Annotated in this window: 15 protein-coding genes; 6 read left to right on the forward strand and 9 right to left on the reverse strand. The window is 61.1% G+C overall.

Features of this window, described 5'->3' with window-relative positions; genetic code table 11:
- The first annotated feature begins 132 nt into the window (after positions 1-132).
- The 3 genes from ACNPM8_RS04305 to ACNPM8_RS04315 all read left to right on the forward strand — a co-directional run bounded on the left by ACNPM8_RS04305 (position 133) and on the right by ACNPM8_RS04315 (position 3605).
- Positions 133-1746: an AMP-binding protein gene (locus ACNPM8_RS04305; protein WP_448939349.1), complete on the forward strand. Its 1614-nt coding sequence runs from the start codon at positions 133-135 to the stop codon at positions 1744-1746.
- A gap of 225 nt (positions 1747-1971) precedes the next feature.
- A complete protein-coding gene (locus ACNPM8_RS04310; RefSeq protein ID WP_448939350.1) occupies positions 1972-3387 on the forward strand; it encodes a glycosyltransferase family 2 protein in 1416 nt (471 codons plus the stop codon).
- Positions 3384-3605: a hypothetical protein gene (locus ACNPM8_RS04315; protein WP_286134077.1), complete on the forward strand. Its 222-nt coding sequence runs from the start codon at positions 3384-3386 to the stop codon at positions 3603-3605. Before ACNPM8_RS04310 ends, ACNPM8_RS04315 begins: the two co-directional genes overlap by 4 nt.
- Here ACNPM8_RS04315 and ACNPM8_RS04320 read toward each other — a convergent pair.
- On the reverse strand, positions 3567-4262 hold the full coding sequence (locus ACNPM8_RS04320; protein WP_402741424.1) for an EAL domain-containing protein: 696 nt from the start codon (positions 4260-4262) through the stop codon (positions 3567-3569). The genes ACNPM8_RS04315 and ACNPM8_RS04320 overlap by 39 nt on opposite strands.
- Positions 4263-4486: 224 nt before the next feature.
- Here ACNPM8_RS04320 and ACNPM8_RS04325 point away from each other — a divergent pair, with 224 nt between their 5' ends.
- Entirely contained in the window at positions 4487-5434 is a 948-nt protein-coding gene (locus tag ACNPM8_RS04325; protein ID WP_166650757.1) for a GGDEF domain-containing protein, read from the forward strand.
- A 10-nt stretch (positions 5435-5444) separates the two neighbouring features.
- Here the strand turns inward: ACNPM8_RS04325 and ACNPM8_RS04330 are convergent, their stop codons facing one another.
- The 4 genes from ACNPM8_RS04330 to ACNPM8_RS04345 form a co-directional block, all read right to left on the reverse strand.
- On the reverse strand, positions 5445-6935 hold the full coding sequence (locus tag ACNPM8_RS04330; protein WP_426735956.1) for a SulP family inorganic anion transporter: 1491 nt from the start codon (positions 6933-6935) through the stop codon (positions 5445-5447).
- A gap of 776 nt (positions 6936-7711) precedes the next feature.
- Positions 7712-8170, reverse strand: a complete 459-nt coding sequence (locus ACNPM8_RS04335; RefSeq protein WP_133833883.1) for a hypothetical protein — start codon at positions 8168-8170, stop codon at positions 7712-7714.
- Between the two features lie 314 nt (positions 8171-8484).
- Positions 8485-8820: a hypothetical protein gene (locus ACNPM8_RS04340; protein ID WP_448939351.1), complete on the reverse strand. Its 336-nt coding sequence runs from the start codon at positions 8818-8820 to the stop codon at positions 8485-8487.
- A gap of 1235 nt (positions 8821-10055) precedes the next feature.
- Complete coding sequence (locus tag ACNPM8_RS04345; protein ID WP_448939352.1) at positions 10056-11474, reverse strand: MFS transporter; 1419 nt, start codon at positions 11472-11474, stop codon at positions 10056-10058.
- A 67-nt stretch (positions 11475-11541) separates the two neighbouring features.
- Between ACNPM8_RS04345 and ACNPM8_RS04350 the strand changes: the two genes are divergently transcribed.
- Together ACNPM8_RS04350 and ACNPM8_RS04355 are read left to right on the forward strand one after the other, a co-directional pair.
- The gene (locus ACNPM8_RS04350) at positions 11542-11979 is read left to right on the forward strand and encodes a MarR family winged helix-turn-helix transcriptional regulator (protein ID WP_105656474.1); all 438 of its coding nucleotides are present in this window, start codon (positions 11542-11544) and stop codon (positions 11977-11979) included.
- Between the two features lie 259 nt (positions 11980-12238).
- Complete coding sequence (locus ACNPM8_RS04355) at positions 12239-13402, forward strand: glycerate kinase (protein ID WP_448939353.1); 1164 nt, start codon at positions 12239-12241, stop codon at positions 13400-13402.
- 3 nt (positions 13403-13405) lie between these two features.
- Here the strand turns inward: ACNPM8_RS04355 and ACNPM8_RS04360 are convergent, their stop codons facing one another.
- The 4 genes from ACNPM8_RS04360 to ACNPM8_RS04375 are packed head-to-tail and all read right to left on the reverse strand — an operon-like array spanning position 13406 to position 17544.
- Entirely contained in the window at positions 13406-14077 is a 672-nt protein-coding gene (locus tag ACNPM8_RS04360; protein WP_448939354.1) for a GntR family transcriptional regulator, read from the reverse strand.
- The gene (locus ACNPM8_RS04365) at positions 14070-15698 is read right to left on the reverse strand and encodes an FAD-dependent monooxygenase (protein ID WP_133833887.1); all 1629 of its coding nucleotides are present in this window, start codon (positions 15696-15698) and stop codon (positions 14070-14072) included. The genes ACNPM8_RS04360 and ACNPM8_RS04365 overlap by 8 nt, the downstream gene beginning before the upstream one ends.
- A 50-nt stretch (positions 15699-15748) precedes the next feature.
- A complete protein-coding gene (locus ACNPM8_RS04370; RefSeq protein WP_426735963.1) occupies positions 15749-16639 on the reverse strand; it encodes a fumarylacetoacetate hydrolase family protein in 891 nt (296 codons plus the stop codon).
- A gap of 20 nt (positions 16640-16659) precedes the next feature.
- Positions 16660-17544 carry a VOC family protein gene (locus tag ACNPM8_RS04375; protein ID WP_105656469.1) on the reverse strand — a complete coding sequence of 295 codons (885 nt, stop codon included), beginning with the start codon at positions 17542-17544 and terminating at the stop codon, positions 16660-16662.
- Positions 17545-17546: the final 2 nt, after the last annotated feature.

A 17546-nucleotide genomic window follows, 5' to 3' on the forward strand; every position in this document is an offset into this window, starting at 1 on the left:
TTGGCCACCAGCGTGGCTCCTTCCTGGCGCTTGGCAGCGGGACAGCTCGCGGCTAGGGTGTGAATGTGACGCTGGGCACATGTTTCGTGTCCGCGCAGATTTCGACGAGGCGATCCATGAAGGGGTACGCAGATGAAGGCTTATGCCCAGGGCGAGAGCGGACCGCAGCTGATCGAAGAGACGATCGGAGCCAACTTCGAACGCACCGCAGCCCGCTTCGGCCCGGCAGAAGCACTGGTCGAAGCGGCCAGCGGACGGCGTTGGTCATGGAATGACCTGGATGCGCAGATCAACGCCCTGGCCAAGGGCCTGCTGGCCGCCGGCCTGGAGGCGGGAGACCGGGTGGGCATCTGGGCGCCTAACTGCGCGGAATGGGTATTCGCGCAATACGCCACCGCGAAGATCGGCGTCATCCTGGTCAACGTCAACCCTGCCTACCGCACCCACGAATACGCCTACGCGGTCAACCACTCCGGGGTGCGCCTGCTGCTGGCGGTCTCCGAATTCAAGACCAGCAACTACCGTTCGATGGTGGAGGCGACCCGCGCCGACACCCCGAGCCTCGAACGCGTGGTCTACGTGGACACCGGGGACTTCGCGCAATTGCTGGCCGAGGGCGAGCAGGTCAGCGACGAGGAGCTGGCCGGGCATCTGGCGGCCACCAAGCCCGGGGATCCGATCAACATCCAGTACACCTCGGGCACCACCGGCTACCCCAAGGGCGCGGTGCTCAGCCACCGCAACATCCTGAATAACGGCTACCAGGTCACCGGCATGATCGACCTGGACGAGCATGACCGGCTGTGCATCCCGGTGCCGTTCTACCACTGCTTCGGCATGGTGATGGGCAACCTGGGCTGCACCTCCCGGGGCGCGACCATCGTCATCCCGGCCCCGGGCTTCGATGCCGAAACCACGCTGAGGGTAGTGGTGGAGGAGAAGTGCACGGGCCTGTACGGGGTGCCCACGATGTTCATCGCCATGCAGAACCTCCCCAATTTCAAGGACTTCGACCTCTCGTCGCTGCGCACCGGCATCATGGCCGGATCCATCTGCCCGGTCGAGGTGATGCGCCGCTGCATCGACGAGATGGGCATGGACGGGGTGTCCATTGCCTACGGCATGACCGAGACCTCGCCGGTCTCCTGCCAGACCCGCAGCGACGACGATATCGAGCGCCGCACCTCCACCATCGGCCGGGTGCACCCGCATGTGGAAATCAAGGTGGTGGACCCGGTGAGCGGCGAAACCCTGCAGCGCGGGGAAACCGGCGAATACTGCACCCGCGGCTACTCGGTGATGCTCGGCTACTGGAACGACGAAGACAAGACCCGGGCGGCCATCGACGACGAGGGCTGGATGCACACCGGCGACTTGGCGGTGATGCGCGAGGACGGGTACTGCACCATCGTGGGCCGCATCAAGGACATGGTGATCCGCGGCGGGGAGAACATCTACCCGGCGGAAATCGAGGAATTCCTCTACAAGCATCCGGATATCGAGGACGTGCAGGTGATCGGGGTGCCCGATGAGAAGTACGGCGAGGCGATCTGCGCCTGCATCCGCATGAGGGACGGCCGCGAACCCCTGGACGTCGCGGCCATCGGCGAATACTGCACCGGGCATCTGGCGCATTACAAGATCCCCGCCTACGTGCAGATCCTGCAGGATTTCCCGACCACCGTCACCGGGAAGATCCGCAAGAACCAGCTGCGCGAGGATGCGGCGAAAGTGCTCGAACTGTAGCCAAATGCCACCAGGCAGGGGCGCAAGGCACAGCGTTGCTTTGGGTGGAGGTGACCTTGGACATAAATACTGCGTCGATGATTTTTCCGACTGCTAGTTTTCCAAGTAGCTTGCCTTGGGCAAGCCTGGCATGATTCGCTGATCCAGATCAGGTCCAGGCCAGGGGTTGCCAAGGAATCCGAACGTGAATGGGGCGTGTACTTGCAGAAACATTTCAGCCGCTTAGTGGGCATCGCTGTCATTTTGATCGTCGTTCTCGCGGCCTCGCTCTTGGCCTGGGCGTTGAGCATGAGCGGGAAGCCTGCGCTGATGTGGAACCCGATCGAGGTCCATATCGGAAAACTCTGGACTACTTTCTACAGCACCGAGCTGCCGGATCTGTCCATCCTCGCTTTCGCCGTCGCCGCAGCAGTCTTCCTGGTGCTGCTGGTGGTCCTGGGCGAACGCTTTGTCACCTGGCGCTATCGCCGGACGCCGATCCAGAAATCGAGCCGGCCGCTGGCGCCCAAGGCGGTGATGGCCCGGACGCGGGGCATCTACGCCGGGCCGGTGACCGTGACCGTGCTGATCCCGGCGCACAATGAAGAAGCCTCCCTGCCGTACACCCTGAAAGCACTGGAAGAGCAGAGCTTTGCCCCCTCGAGCATCATCGTGGTTGCCGACAACTGCACCGACCGGACCGTGCAAGTTGCCCGCGAGCACGGGGTCGAGGTGTTCGAATCGGTGGAGAACAAGCACAAGAAGGGCGGCGCGCTGAACCAGGCGCTGCACTCCATCCTGCCCGGGATGGGCGATAACGACTGCGTCATGGTGATGGATGCCGACAGCCAGATCGGCGCGGACTTCCTGGCAACCGCCCGGGACCGCTTCACCTGGGACCGCGCGCTGATGTCCGTGGGCGGGCTGTTCCACGGAGAAGAGGGCCATGGGCTGATCGGCCAGTTCCAGCGCAATGAGTACACCCGCTACCAACGCGAAATCGGCCGTCGCGACGGCCGGGTCTTCGTGCTGACCGGAACGGCCTCGGTATTCCGCGCGACGGCCCTGCGCGAAGTGGCTGCGGCACGCGGGAGCATGCTGCCGGGCACCTGCGGCGAGGTCTACGACACGGAGGCTCTGACCGAAGACAACGAACTGACCATCGCGCTGAAAACCCTCGGCGCGCTGACCACATCGCCGCAGGACTGCACGGTGGTCACCGAGCTGATGCCCAACTGGAAGATGCTGTGGGCGCAGCGGCTGCGCTGGCAGCGCGGCGCCTTGGAGAACCTGGGCGCGTACGGAGTCACCCCGCAGACCACGCGGTACTGGGCCCAGCAGATCGGCATCGGCTACGGCGTGATCGCGCTGTTCAGCTATTTCGCGCTGATGATCATCATGCTGGTCTCCATGGACAACTGGGTGTGGTTCCCCTTCTGGATGCTGCTTGGAGCGCTCTTCGCTGTCGAGCGCGTGGTCACGGTCTGGCACGGCGGCTGGAAAGCCAGGATTATCGCCGCGCTGGTGATTCCGGAATTGGTCTATGACGCCTTCCTGGACCTTGCGTTCCTCAAGGGCGTAGGGGATATCGCGTTTGCCCGGAGCGCGGATTGGAAGCACGTCGACCACGCGGGCGCCGCACGTAAGGAAAGCACCTCATGATGAACCACCTCGTCCAGATTCCACATGGAATCATTCTTCCCGAGAGCGTTCTGCTCAGTGATTGGTTCGCGGTGCTCGCTTCGTTCGTCGCGATCAACACCGTGCTCTATCTGGTCCTGGGACTGGCCAAGCTGCTGCCGGTGATCCGGATCCGCAGCTCGCGGGGACGGGAACGGCGCTCAGAAACCCGGAATATCGATCCCGAGGCGTCCGTGTAGCTCATGCATCGCAGCTGGCAACCCCGCAAGCTCTATGCCCGGGCTGAAATAGAAGCCCTGCGCATAGTCGAAGTCCAGCTTCCGGGCCAGATCCAGATGTTCACCGGTTTCGATCCCCTCGACCAGAGTTCTGGCACCGATCTCGCGGGCAGCGGCCAGCAGGATGCCAACGTGTTCGCGAGCCTGCGTCGATGCCAGGTAGCGGATGAAAAGCGAACGGTCCAGCTTCACAATGTGCGGCTTCAGCCGGAGGATGCGCCCCCGCGTTGCATAGCCGATGCCGGCATCGTCAACCAGCAGCAGGCAGCCGAGCTCATCTGCATGGATGCGGGCGGCATCGCAAACTTCCGGCGCGGACTGCTCGTGCAGTTCCAGGCCCCAGAGCAGCCGGGGATCGAGTGCCGGCTCTGAGTGCGCGAACGCCCTGATCGCTGGACCCGAAGCATTCATGGTGAGCAGCAGCCCGTCGGGCAGGCCTTGGCTGGATTCGACAATGCGCTCCAGAGCGCGAAGCTCAAGTTCTACCAGGTTGCCTTCGGTCCGGGCCGCGGAGAAATGCTCGTCAGGGCTGCGCCCGTCGCTGAAGCGCGCCAGTGCCTCGAAACCCAGCAGCGTTGTGGAACGCAGGTTGATCAATGGCTGGAATACGAACTTCATGGACTACCTAACCTGGCGGTATGGGCTGGCAACTTGATTGCTGATTAGGCTGTTGCTACGAATGAGATCTTACCGCGCCACTGGCCGGGATCACGCGGTTAAGATGAATTAAAGAGAAAGCGGGTGATGGCATGCCGAGGACAATGGATCGGCGGTCAAACGACGACGGAATTTGGTGGAGCCGGTTCCTGCCAGCCAGGCTCCGCCGCATCAAGCGATTGGAAGTGGCTGTCACAGGGATGGTGGCAGTTTTCCTGCTGCTTTTCTATGTGGTCAACCTGGGCAATGATTTCAGCTCTCCGCTCTTCCAGAAGCTGGCGGTAGCCAGGGTTGCCGGGGCGCTGGGGCTGGTGATCGCCGTGTGGTGGATGCTGGATCGTTTTCCGTTGTGGATCGCCTATCTCGGGGCCCTGGCCGAACTGTCGGCCTTCGTGGTCTTCGTGGGTTTTTCGCTAAACCATGAGCAGATCGTCTTCAGGCTCCAGGAATTTCCGCTCATCGCACTGTACATGTCGTGGCTCTTTCCCCCGGCCGTCACCCGGTGGACCATCTACCCGATCATGGCTTTCACGATTCCCTACTCGGTGTTCTTCGGCCCTGCTGTGGGCACCGAGCACCAAAGCGGGCTGTTGAACGTGCTGAGCTTGGTCTTCTTCACCGTCGCCGGGATGTTCGTCGGCCTCTACGTCAAGCGCCGGTTCCGCCAGCAAACCCAGATCGACGCATTGACCGGGGCCTTGAACCGCGTCGGGCTGGCCGTGCGCGGCGATGCCGCCTTGCTCTCCTCCCGGAAATACCGCAGGCCCCTGGCTGTGGCGCTGCTGGACCTGGACGGATTCAAGGAGATCAACGACCAAGGCGGCCACGAAGCCGGGGATCTTGCCTTGAAGCAACTGGTGCGGCATCTGCGCAGTGCCACGCGGGCCGGGGACCTGGTCAGCCGCTTGGGCGGCGATGAATTCGTGCTGGTTTTCCCTAATACGACCCGTGGCCAGGCTCAGGTGCTGATGGAGCGCATCGAGCTTACATCGCCGCTGGCGTGGAGCTTCGGAACGGCAGAAGCCCGCACGGATGACAACTTGAGCACGATGATTCTCCGTGCCGACCGGGACATGTACTCCTCCAAGCGCCTGCGGACGGCCGAACGCGGAAAGAGCGCGGAGGGAAGCTGAGCTCCGTGCCCTAGTTCAGCTTCCCGCCCAGGCGGTCCTGCATCGTCTGGCTGGCCTCGTTCAGGCCGCGGATTTCCACGGTTTTCCCGTAGTTCTGGTACTTGGTGCGGATCGAATCCAGGGCGGCGATGGTCGAGGCGTCCCACAGGTGCGAATCGGACATGTCGATGATGACCTTCTCGGGGTCCTGCGCGTAGTCGAACTGGGTGTACAGGTCGTTCGAGGAGGCGAAGAACAGTTCGCCGTTGACCTTGTACACGGCGGCATCCGGGGTTGCGCTGCGATCCACGGTGACCATATGCGCCACGCGATTGGCGAAAAGCACCATCGCCGAGAGGATGCCCGCCCCCACGCCGATGGCCAGGTTGCTGGTGATCACGGTGAGCGCCACGGTGATGGCCATGACGAAGGTTTCGCTCTTGGGCATCATCTTCAGCGTGCTCGGTCGGATGGAGTGCCAGTCGAAGGTGGTCGCCGAAACCACGATCATCACCGCCACCAGGGCCGCCATCGGAATCTGCGCGACAATGTCGCCGAGCAGCACCGCCAGCAGCAGCATGAAGATGCCGGCGAAGGCGGTGGAGATGCGGGTGCGCCCGCCGGAGACCTTCACGCCCACCATGGTCTGGCCGATCATCGCGCAGCCGCAGATGCCGCCGAAGAAGCCGGTGACGATATTCGCGGTGCCCTGTGCCCAGGACTCGCGGGTCTTGCTCGACGGGGTGTCGGTGATGTCATCGACCAGCTTGGCGGTCAGCAGCGATTCGAGCAGCCCCACGAAGGCCACCGCGATCGCGTAGGGCGCGATGATCTGCAGGGTCTCCATGTCCAGCGGCACCCCGGGCAGGTGGAAGATCGGCAGAGAATCAGGCAGTTCGCCCTTGTCGCCCACGGTCGGAACGGCGACCTTGGCAAAGATGGTGATCGCGGTGAGCACCACGATGGCGATCAGCGGAGCCGGAACCGCCTTGGTGATCTTCGGGAAGAAGCAGACGATGGCCACGCCCAGGATCACCAGCGGGTAGACCATCCACGGGACATTGCGCAGCTCGGGCATCTGCGCCCAGAAAATCGAGATGGCCAGGCCGTTGACGAAGCCGATCATCACCTGGCGCGGGATGAAGCGCAGCAGCTTGGCCACGCCCAGCAGCGCCAGCGATACCTGGATGATGCCGGCCAGGACCACCGTGGCGAAGAGGTATTCCACCCCGTGGGTACGAACCAGCGGGGCGACCACCAGAGCCACCGCGCCGGCAGCTGCCGAAATCATCGCCGGGCGCCCGCCAGTGATCGCGATGACCACCGACATCGTGAAGGACGCGAAGATGCCCACGCGCGGGTCGACTCCGGCGATCACGGTGAAGGCGATGACCTCGGGGATCAGTGCCAGGGAGACTACCAGGCCGGCGAGCAGCTCTGTCTTGAGCAATCGCGGGGACTTCAGGGTGCGTAGCACCGACTGTCGTTGCAGGGGCGTCAGTTCAGCGGTCGCGGTACTCACCGGGGCTCCGTTTCGTCAGATGTCCCAGGGAAGGGAAATTGGGAACCCGTCTACGTTATCGCACCTATGCCCGATTGGGCTCAGGGCTGCAGATCGGACGCAGGCGCTGACCGTCATCCGGGAGGTACGCGCTCGCCGGTTGGGAGAATGAACAGATTGCTCAACAGTCAGAGCCCAGGCCTGGTACTCTCCACGAGGTCTTTACTGAGAAAGCACCGTTTCCTGCCAAATTACGCTGCGGAGCCAATCAATCCACGGTGGGTTGTGGTTACGACTACTGAATGTTCCTATCGACGAGATTTCCATTCCGCTGTCGAAGTTTCGTGGTGACGAGCGGTGCATGCTCGAATCCACATGGAGGAAGGTCGGTACTTTGTTCGCACGGATTTCATCAGTGCTGCGCGGTCCTGCGAATCGTTACTTTGGTGCCGGTGAGGGGTGAATATCAAAACTGCCGTCACAACCCTGCTGTGGGTCTGAGTCGGAGAAATTGAAGCGCACGGTAGGCACAGCCGACTTATTTAACTGCTGAACCAGATCGTATGGCCTCCATCGGCATGCCACATGACCGGAGGCCAAATGCAGTGTCTGAATCACAATATTGAATTGTAGGCTCGATGGCTCGTCTGCTGGTCTGACAGCCGGTTGCATACGGGTCAACCTGTCTCCTTTGGTGCGGCCATCATCACGCTGAGAAGCCACGCCTGGTTTGCCCCCTTTTCACGTTTGGCAACTTCACATACTGGCGTAAGGAACTGTAAGGAACTGGATGCTTATCACAAAAGCTCGCCGACACCGCGAAGGTTTATTTCACCGAGGCTGACTCTGTGCAGATATTGACCCGGTGCTTCTTGCTCAGCGGTGTCCCGACTGCAATATAGGCCTGTAGGCTGTGGGGACTCCATGATTCCGAAGATTGGATTCCCATCGCCATCCTCGTCGTACGGCAATAAAGTAGTATGCGTGAGATACAGAATGCCGCCCCCTGTCAGTTCCATGCCTTCAGTATTCTGGACCTTCCGAGCTTCCCAGCTGACTTGAGTTTCTGGGTACTTTTCCTGAATCTCATAGCATTCACGCTCACTGGCCACGATCGCAATTATTGGCTCTATGTGTTCTAGATCTGGAAACGGGCTGGGTTGTTTACCGTAGACAACGAAAACCATCAGTTCCTCTGAATATTTCGATCTAAGACGATTCTTGATTTTTGTCAGGATATTGCTTAGAGGCGGCATCGAACCCCCTTCTGCGCAGGAGCATAAGCATCAGCATAGTAAGTCTTGCCATTGTAGACAATTGTTCCGAGGGTGCGACCTGACCAAGTGGACGTTTTTGCAGATTTACATGTCAGCGCGTGATTTGTCTGCTGGAAGACAGTCGGGTAGTAGGTGCCATTATGTTTACCAGCTTTTATCTTTTGGGCTGGCTGGCCAATCGCGCGACCACCCTTGACCCACCACGCAAGCCGCTTAAAACGTGCCTGGGAAGAATGGTGGATCGCAGTGACTTTCTTGGTGCAATAGGTAGTGGATTTGAAGCCACCCGTCTCCTACTTCCCGGATTTTCTGGTGTGAAAACCTTCGGCCACGATCTTGCGAGGCCCATAGTTAACCTTTGCCATGGTCCCCACGTTGAATCCCGCTTGATGCAGTTCATCCATCATGTTCATTTTGGCTACTGCTTCGGCAGGTGATGCCGCTTCAATGTAGTTGGATTCTGCAGAGGTCTTTTCGGAGAAAAAATCTTTCGTTGAAAGGGCGTATTCCGAGGACTGCTGCAACGTGTAGGTTTCGCCAACCGGAGTTTCAACAGCTTGCGCCGTCCCTGGCGATACAGTCACCAAAGACAATGCAAGGGGTAATGCGACAAAGGAAAATTTCATCATTATGGTCTAAGTTGAATATTAAAAATTTAGATATGAATGGGACGTTTTTATTATCGATAGTAGTGTAACCGATTTTCGAGAATCTACCATTGGTCCAAGTCCGCACATGGAATTTAGGTTCCACGGCCGCGGGGTGCGGTTATTAGGAACTTTGGCCATTCTGATACCCCTGGTAGCCCTGATCGCAACTCTCCTTCCATGCCGTAATCATGATGCCCAAATTCTCCTTCGCACGGTCGATGCCGTTGGTTACGAGATCTTGGGCCGCGCCTTCGTATTTCTCGATGGTTAGACATAAGGTTCTGCTTACAAGGAGCCCATAACCGTCAGCCGGAGCTGCGATATAGGAGTCAAGCGAAATTAATAGTCACAATTCAGTCACTCCGGATGGTTTTAAGCCCGACGTTAATGCATATAGGACAGGCTCGACTTAGCCCCTCAGCCGACCGATTCACATCGGGGTCACTAAATCAGGTCGCAGATGGCACCTAGATCGTAAGACTTGTGGACGGACCAGGCTGTTGCCGAGGACCGCGGATAAAAGTATTGAGAAATTCAGGACATGATAGCCCCGGGGGGCGAATCGGGGTTAGATTCACGAACGACTTTCAATGCCAAAATGTATACCCTTTTCGATATGTCCATCCATGAAAGCGTGTGTGAGCGGAGCCAAAAGTTGCAGGTGAGCGAGCTGCGATCGACCGGAACAAGTGTTTGCCGAACGTGGGGTATCGTCATGGTAAGTAGTGCCTCCGAGGTGGAACAAGGGCGAGGCGCTATTGAGGCCAGAGGGCGGGCCGTTGATCCAATCTGTTCAATAAAGGGCGAGTAGCTCTGTAGGGCAACTCACTTAAAGTGGGCACCCAACTACCCGACTATCCGCCGGCCGGTTAAAATCGTAACCCCGGCGAATTGCTTTGCCGGGGTTACTCGATCATCACTCGCACCTTCATGAGGTATTTACCACTGTAGGGTGCAAAGCTATGCCGGCGCTGAGCGCCAACTGCAGGTTTGGGGAATTGCTTCAACTCCATGAGGGCGGACCGCAGGGCCGGCGGACTGCTGGACACGAGCAAAAAGGTTTTGGATACAGAAACTGGCACTGTCGCAAGACCGACAGTGCCAGTTTCTACGTCATCACTCGCACCTTCATGAGGTACTTAATACTCTAAGTTGGCATTCTGTGGATGCGGTAAGCATGCACTGCGCGTAGGCCATGGATCCCTGGAGGTGAACTAGATCTTCTCCGGGGCGGGCTTCGCCAGTGCCGGGATGCACAGGGCGATCAACCCCGCCAGCAAGGAGATTCCCGCACCGAGCCACAGGGTCATGTGGAACCCGGCTTCGGAGGGCAGCACCGTGCCGTGGAAGTCGGTGGTCATCTGGGCCAAAACCAGGCCAATCACTGCCGCACCCGAGGTGGTACCCAGCGAACGCATCAGGGTGTTGAAGCCGTTGGCGGCACCGGTTTCGCTGCGTGGCACTGCGCCCATGATGATGGCTGGCATTGCGCCGTAGGCCAGGGCCACGCCAGAGTTGATGACCAGGCTGGTGATCAGCAGGCCCCAGAGGCTGCCCATGCCAATCTGGCCTACCGCGTAGCCAGCGGACATGATGAAAATACCCAGCACCAGGGTGAACTTTGGGCCCTTGGCGCTGGTCAGTCGACCGCCCACAGGGGAGAGGAAGAGCATCATCAGGCCGGCTGGAGCCATCCAGAGGCCGGCGGCCAGTACGCCCTGCCCCAGTCCGTAGCCTGCCTCGGTAGGCATCTGCAGGATCTGCGGCATCACCAGCGAGCTGGAATACATGCCGAAGCCCACGAAGATCGAGGCGATATTGGTCAACAGCACCCGGGGTATTGCGGCGGTGCGCAGGTCCACCAGCGGTGCACTGGTGCGTAGTTCCCATACTCCCCACAGCAGGAAGACGATGACCGCGCCGATCAGCAGGCTCAGTACCAGCGGGGAAGCCCAGCCCCAGGTGGAGCCCTTGGAAACGCCGAGCATCAGGGCGATCAAGCCGATGGCCAGGCCGATGGCACCAAGCCAATCGAAGCGGGTTTTCGCGCCGATGGTTGGAATTGCCGGAATGAACTTCAAGATCAGTGCGGCCACCACAACGGTAATCGCCGAACCGAAGAAGAACAGCACGCGCCAGGAAGAGAACTCGATCAGCGCTGCGGAGAGCGGCAGGCCGATCGCACCGCCCACACCAAGGGTGGCTGAAACCGTGGCGATGGCTGCCGGCAGATGCGCCTTATCCACGAGGTCGCGCAACATTGCGATACCCAGAGGAATCATGCCTGAACCAAAGCCTTGCAAGGCCCGGCCGATGATCATGAGGGTGACATTTGGTGCCAGGGCACAGATGATTCCACCGAGGATCAGCGGGATGGCCAGGATCAGGATCATTCGGCGTTTGCCGAACATATCACCGAGACGACCGGAAATCGGCATCACTACGGCAGCTGCCAGCAGGGTCGCGGTGATGATCCATGCGGTGTTATCCGGTGAGGTGCTGAAGATTCCAGGCAGCTGGGGGATCAGTGGGGCAACCATCGTCTGGGTGAGCGATGAGGCGATGCCTGCCGTGGCGAGGATGCCGACGGCGAGTCCGGATTTCGGATGTCCGGTGGGGGTGGGGGTGGGCACAAGAGCCTTCCGGGATAAATGTGTAAGCTACATACTGTATGTATTTTACACATTGGAGAAGTTCGGAATGAAGCGCCATCTGGAACAGATCGAATACGAGCAGCTCATGCTCAGCCGCTACACCATCGCGCAGCAGCGCCAGTTCGGTGGTGTCGATCGCAGCGTGTACCTGCTGATGAGTCGCATTCAGGCCCAGGGTCCGCTGAGTATCGCGGAACTAAGCCACGGGCTGAGGCTGGACAACTCCACCCTGCAACGCCAGGTAACCCATGGAATCGACGATGGCTACCTAGAACGCATCGCAGATCCCGATGGCCATATTGCGCGTAAGATCACGCTGACCGACCTGGGGTTGGCGAAGCTGGAGCATGCCCGCGAAGTAACCCTCCATGCCCTGGATCGAATCCTGAATGAGTGGGAGGCTGAGGACGTTGAGCAGTTCGCCGGCTACCTGCAGCGCTTCAACGCTTCCATCGAGGAGTACCGCGACTCCCAGCGGGACTAATCACGAACTTGGTTAAAGAAAGATTCCCGCCGGGCAATATCCGACGGGAATCCTTACGATCATCACTCGCACCTACAAGAGGTGTTTTAAACTCTAATGCCGCTTTCTGTGCCATTCCTTTGGCAGAGCTAGCTATTAGCGATGCACTTGAAAAGCATCTGCGAGCCAGACAAATGCACATAAGCAGGCCCCGAACTTCGCTCGAACTACAGTCAAAAGACCATAGGTGCAGGTCTCAAGAGTGCCTAGGCTGATGGGTATGACTTCAACCCAGCATTCGATGCCCTGCAAGGTGGCCATTGTGCCCGACTCCTTCAAGGGAAGTGCCCGCGCCAGCGGGGTAGCTGCGGCCTTGGCACGAGGCTTCAGCAAGGGTGCGGCTAGCCGGGCGCGGGCGGTCGAGATTACCGCGGTGCCCTTCGCCGACGGCGGCGAGGGAACCCTTGAAGCGTTGATCGACACCTGGGGGACCGAGGCGATCGCACTGGAGACCACCGACGCCTTGGGGCGCCCGGTCACCTCCCGGCTGGGGCTTTCGGCCGACGGGAAAATCGCGGTGGTGGAAGCGGCCGAAGCAGCCGGGTTGCCGCAGGTGAGCGACGTGCCACGGCAACCACTGGATGCCACTACCTATGGGTTGGGCACACTGGTATCTCACGCGCTGGACCTAGGGGTCGCCCGGATCATCCTGTGCCTAGGCGGTTCAGCAACCACCGATGGCGGAACGGGTTTGCTCAGCGCACTGGGCGCAAAATTCTTGGACGCCAACGGGGAGCAGCTTCCCGCAGGGGGCGGGGCACTGAACCAGCTGTCGCGGATCGACGTTTCGCAGCTGGATGCCCGGGCCGGGCAGGTTAACTGGCAAATCGCCTGCGATGTCACCAACCCGCTACTGGGCGCCAAGGGTGCGGCTGCGATCTTCGGTCCGCAAAAGGGCGCCAGTGAAAATGATGTCCAGATTCTGGATAAGGGGTTGGCGCAACTGGCCGATGTTTTGGAAGCCAATACCGGCCGGGCACTGCGTGAGCAGCCGGGCATGGGGGCTGCCGGCGGGATTGCGGTGAGCCTAGGGTCCTACTTCGAGGTGGAGCTGGTGCCGGGCTGGGATTTGGTGGCCAAGGTACTTGGTGCCCATGAAATTCTGGCCGACGCTGACCTGGTGATCACCGGTGAAGGCCGGCTGGATGCGCAATCCTTGGACGGCAAGGTAGTTTCCGGGGTGCTGCAGGCTGCCGGTGAACAGGCCGAGGTGATCGTGGTGGCCGGTTCGGTGCAGCTGTCCGATGAGCAGCTGGAGGCCTCGGGAATCCTGGCCGCGTACTCGATTGCGCCAGGTCCGGCCACGCTGGCAGAACTTTCAGCAAACACCATGGAGCTAGCCGAGCGCACAGCTTTCAGCGTGGCCCGAACCTTCCTGCGCTAGGCGCTAGAAAATATCCAGCTTGAGCAGGCCGGCATCCAGAATAATCTTGGCCGAAGCCTCATAGTGGGTTCGCAAGCGCGCAGCCAAGGCAGGTGCATCCCGATCAAGTGCCGCCTGCAGCATGGCCTCATGCTCGGCCTCAACATTTCGGTGCGTGGCACCCTGCGAAGCGGCCGCCCAACGCCGGTAGAGCAAGGTGGAATTGGCCAGGTTGGCCGACAGCTCAAGGATCGGCGGGCAGGCGCATGGAGCCAGCAGCAGCTGATGGAAATCGCGGTGCGCCTTACCCCATTCAGGGGTGAACTGCTCCGGGTTATCTAGTTGCCGGCGCGGTGCCTTGGACAGCCTGTAATGCGTGGCAATCAGCGCGGACTCCCACTCCAGATCCCCGCGGGTGATGGCCAGATTGACCGCCAATTCCTCGGTGACACAGCGCAGCTCAGTCTGATCCTGCAACTGCTGCAGGTTCAGCTCCGGTACGAAAAATCCGCGGTTGGGGATCGCCGCCACCAAACCCTCACCGGAAAGCCGGGTGAGGGATTCGCGGATAACGGTGGTGCTGGTGGAAAAACGCTGGGCCAGATGCGGGGGAGCAAGGCGCTCGCCGGGCATCCACGCGCCATCAAGGATGGCTTCGCGGATGCCGGACAGGGCAGCTTCTGCTGGCCTAGCCACGAGTTCCTTGCTTGGCGGCACCGAAGGTGCGCAGCACGGTGGCCTTGGCGCTGAGCGCTTCCAGAAGCTGGTCGACCTCGCGTGCTGGTGCAATGCCTGCTACATAGTAGTCTGGACGCACCAGCAGTACGGTACCGGTGGCGGTATCGAAGACCCGGTTGATGTCCTTGGCCCTCACGCTATCGCCGTCCTGATTGGTGAAGACCAGCTGGGATCCGGCAGCCACCTCAATGGTGTTCCAGCCGGCCGACAGCAGCTCGTCGAGCATCACAGTGGCGCCATTGACCTCAAGGTTTGGCTGCGGAAGCATGCGACCGGCAAAGTTCTGGGCCAGGTGTGGAACCCCGGAAACCGGTGCGGCGACGGTGCCGGTGGTGTAGTGAGGCTGCTTGAGGAAGCGCATGCCGGTTAGCCAGCGGTTCAGCGGTGGGATGATGCGGGTGCTGGTGACCACGGCATCGCGCACGCGGGTGATCACGGGGTTGGTGTTCATCACTACCCAGCCGATGCGCTTGGAAAGCTTGACCATTTCCTCGGCATGCGGGCGACGCTCGGTTTCGTAGTCATCGATGAGCACTTCGCTTGCTTCACCCTTGATGACCGCGGCCAGGCGCCAAGCAGCACCCACGGCGTCGCGGATGCCGGCGTTCAGCCCCTGCCCGGCGAAGGGCGGCATCAGGTGCGCGGCGTCGCCGGCCAACAGGATGCGTCCCTTGCGGTAGGTGTCGGCGATGCGCTGGTGTGCGGTGTAGACCGCGGCGCGGCGTACGGAGACCACGTTGGTGTCCTGGAATGGTGCGACCAGGGCGGTGATGGATTCGGGGGTGATCATCGCGTCGCCATCTTCGTGATCGAAGAGCATGAATTCATAGCGGCGGCGGCCACCGACCCCGGGGACCACTACGGCCGGGCGCTGCCCGTTGCAGTGGAAGGACGCGAAAGGTTCGGGGTTGCCGGGCACATCCAGCAGATCCACCACGATCCAGCGTTCGGTTTGGGTGGAACCCTGCAGGCCGATGCCCAGTTCGCGGCGGGTGAAGGAGCGACCGCCGTCGCAGGCAAGTACCCATTTGGCTTTGAACTCGAGGGCGGTTTCTTCGCCTTCTGCTACTGCGTAGGGGTTCTGCCCGGTGTCTGCTGCCTTGGAGCCGTTGAATCCGGTGGTGGCTTCGCCGGTGCGGGTGGCGTGCACGATCACGTGGTCGGCATGCTGTTCGATCCTGGTGGCCGCGGTGGCGTAGTGCAGGCCCAGGTTCTGGCGCAGTGTGGCGGCCTCGTAGAGCAGGCCTTCCATGATTGGCTGGTCGAACTGGCTCTTGCCGGGCTGACCTAGGCGGGGTTTGCCGGGGCGAACGTCGGCAATGACCTTGCCGCCCAGGCCGAAGTAGCGGGCACCGGTGTCCATGAGCATCTGCGGTCCCAGCTCATCCATGATTCCCAGGTGCGCCATGACGCGCAGGGTTTCATCGGTGGCGCTGATGGCACGTGGCTCATCGCCACTGCCCGGGTTCTTTTCGATCAATGCAACCTGCAGGCCGGTATCTGCCAGCAGGTTGGCGGCGGTCAGGCCGGTGGGACCCGAGCCGATGACCAGGACGTCGATTTCATGAGACTGTGCCACTGCCCGCTACTTCCTTTGTGCTTCGTGTATTAACAGTGCGCGGCTGCGCGTCAGGCGGTGGCGCCGGCGGTGGCCTGTGCGCCAGCCAGCAGCGTAGCCTCGTCGGCCACGGTGTTGCGCAGGATGCCCAGGCCGGTGATCTCGACCTCGACGACGTCGCCGTGGTTGATCAGGCCCTCTGGACCGTAGAACAGGCCCACTCCGCCCGGGGTGCCGGTGACGATCACGTCGCCCGGGTTCAGCTGGGTGAAGCCGGTGACGTAGTTGATCAGGGTCGGGATGTCGAAGACCAGGTTGGATACCGGGGCGTTCTGGCGCACTTCGCCGTTTACGCGGGTTTCCAGTACAGCGGTGGTGATGTCGCCCAGATCGGCTGCGGGAACCAGGTACGGTCCGAAGCTGCCGGTGCCCGGGAAGTTCTTGCCCGGGATCCACTGGCTGGCGGCCTTCTGCCAGTCGCGCACCGAGAAGTCGTTGTAGCAGGCGTAGCCGGCGATGTGGTCCCAGGCGTCTTCCTTCTCCACGTGGAAGGCTTCCTTGGAGATGACCAGGGCCATTTCGCCCTCGTAGTCGAACTTGGTGGTGGAAGTCGGCTTGACCGCAGGGGCCAGGTGGCCCATCTGCGAGTCGGCGAAGCGGGTGAAGACGGTCGGTGCGGTCTGCCCGGTCTTGCCCGACTCTTCCTGGTGGGCCAGGTAGTTCACGCCGATGCAGATGATCTTGCCCGGGTTGGTCACCGAGGGCAGGAAGTCGATCTCGGCCTCGGCAATGGTTGGCGCGCCGGACAGGTCCAGCTGGGTGCCGAAGATGCCCTTTTCGATCGCGTCGCGGGTATTGGCGGCCAGGTTCTTGCCGGTGGGGCCCAGATCGTAGACGGTGCCGTCGATGGACACGCCCCAGGTTTCGGTGCCGTCAGCTGCCTTGAAGGATACGTACTGCATGGTGGTGCCTTTCGGGTGTTCTAGATGAAGGTTTTCAGTTCGGTGACAGTGGGAATGCCGAAGGTGCGGAAGTCCTCGGTGCGGCGGTTGGACCACATGTTCCACCAGTTCTCGTCTTCGCCCCAGACAATGGGATCGCGCTCATCGTCGTAGATCTGCTCCAAATCGGTGTAGAGCTCCACGACCGCGCCGGAGGTTTCCACGTAGTAGGCGGCGATATTGTGGCCGGCGCCGTGGCGGACCGGGCCCCAGATCAGTTCGCGGCCGGCCGCGCCCAGACGGTCGCCCAGCTTGGCGAGGTCGCCGATCGACTGGACCTGCCAGGCATGGTGGTGGAAGGTGCCCTGGCCCTTGATCAGCGCGATGCCGTGGTGATCCGGGTTGCAGCGCATGAAGTAGGCGAAGTCATCCCCGATGACATCCGAGAGGCGGAAGTCGAAGATCCGGCGCAAAAATTCCATCATGCCGCGCACGTCGCGCGGGTGGAAGTTGATGTGGCCGTAGCGGTCCGGGCCGAAGGAAAGCAGGCCGCGGTCGTTGTGCTGCATGCCGGTGTAGACCTCGAAGATCCAGCCTTCGGGGCCGATGAACGAGAAGCCGTCCTGCACGCCGGCGGAGACCGGGGTTTCGGAGACGATTCTGAAGTTCTCGTTGGCTACGCGCTTGCGGATCTCGCGCAGCGCGTCGCCGTTCTGCGCGATCAGGCCCAGGGAGTGGATGCCGTTGACTTCGGACTCGACGTAGGTCAGCTCGTGGTGCACTGAGTTCGCTGCGAGGTAGGCCTCGTTGCCGGTGCGTTCGGTGACGCGCAGGCCGAGCAGCTGCGTGGCGTCGAAGATGGATCCTTCGATGTCATTGGTCTGGATGGACACGTGGCCCATTTCCCTGATTAATCCCCAAGCCATGG

It is taken from the genome of Glutamicibacter sp. AGC46 (assembly GCF_053543715.1).

Coding starts and splice junctions, on each gene's coding strand:
- ACNPM8_RS04305 (WP_448939349.1), top strand. CDS start 133: ATGAAGGCTTATGCCCAGGGCGAGAGCGGACCGCAGCTGATCGAAGAG.
- ACNPM8_RS04315 (WP_286134077.1), top strand. CDS start 3,384: ATGATGAACCACCTCGTCCAGATTCCACATGGAATCATTCTTCCCGAG.
- ACNPM8_RS04320 (WP_402741424.1), bottom strand. CDS start 4,262: ATGAAGTTCGTATTCCAGCCATTGATCAACCTGCGTTCCACAACGCTG.
- ACNPM8_RS04335 (WP_133833883.1), bottom strand. CDS start 8,170: ATGCCGCCTCTAAGCAATATCCTGACAAAAATCAAGAATCGTCTTAGA.
- ACNPM8_RS04340 (WP_448939351.1), bottom strand. CDS start 8,820: ATGATGAAATTTTCCTTTGTCGCATTACCCCTTGCATTGTCTTTGGTG.
- ACNPM8_RS04350 (WP_105656474.1), top strand. CDS start 11,542: ATGAAGCGCCATCTGGAACAGATCGAATACGAGCAGCTCATGCTCAGC.
- ACNPM8_RS04355 (WP_448939353.1), top strand. CDS start 12,239: ATGACTTCAACCCAGCATTCGATGCCCTGCAAGGTGGCCATTGTGCCC.
- ACNPM8_RS04370 (WP_426735963.1), bottom strand. CDS start 16,639: ATGCAGTACGTATCCTTCAAGGCAGCTGACGGCACCGAAACCTGGGGC.
- ACNPM8_RS04375 (WP_105656469.1), bottom strand. CDS start 17,544: ATGGCTTGGGGATTAATCAGGGAAATGGGCCACGTGTCCATCCAGACC.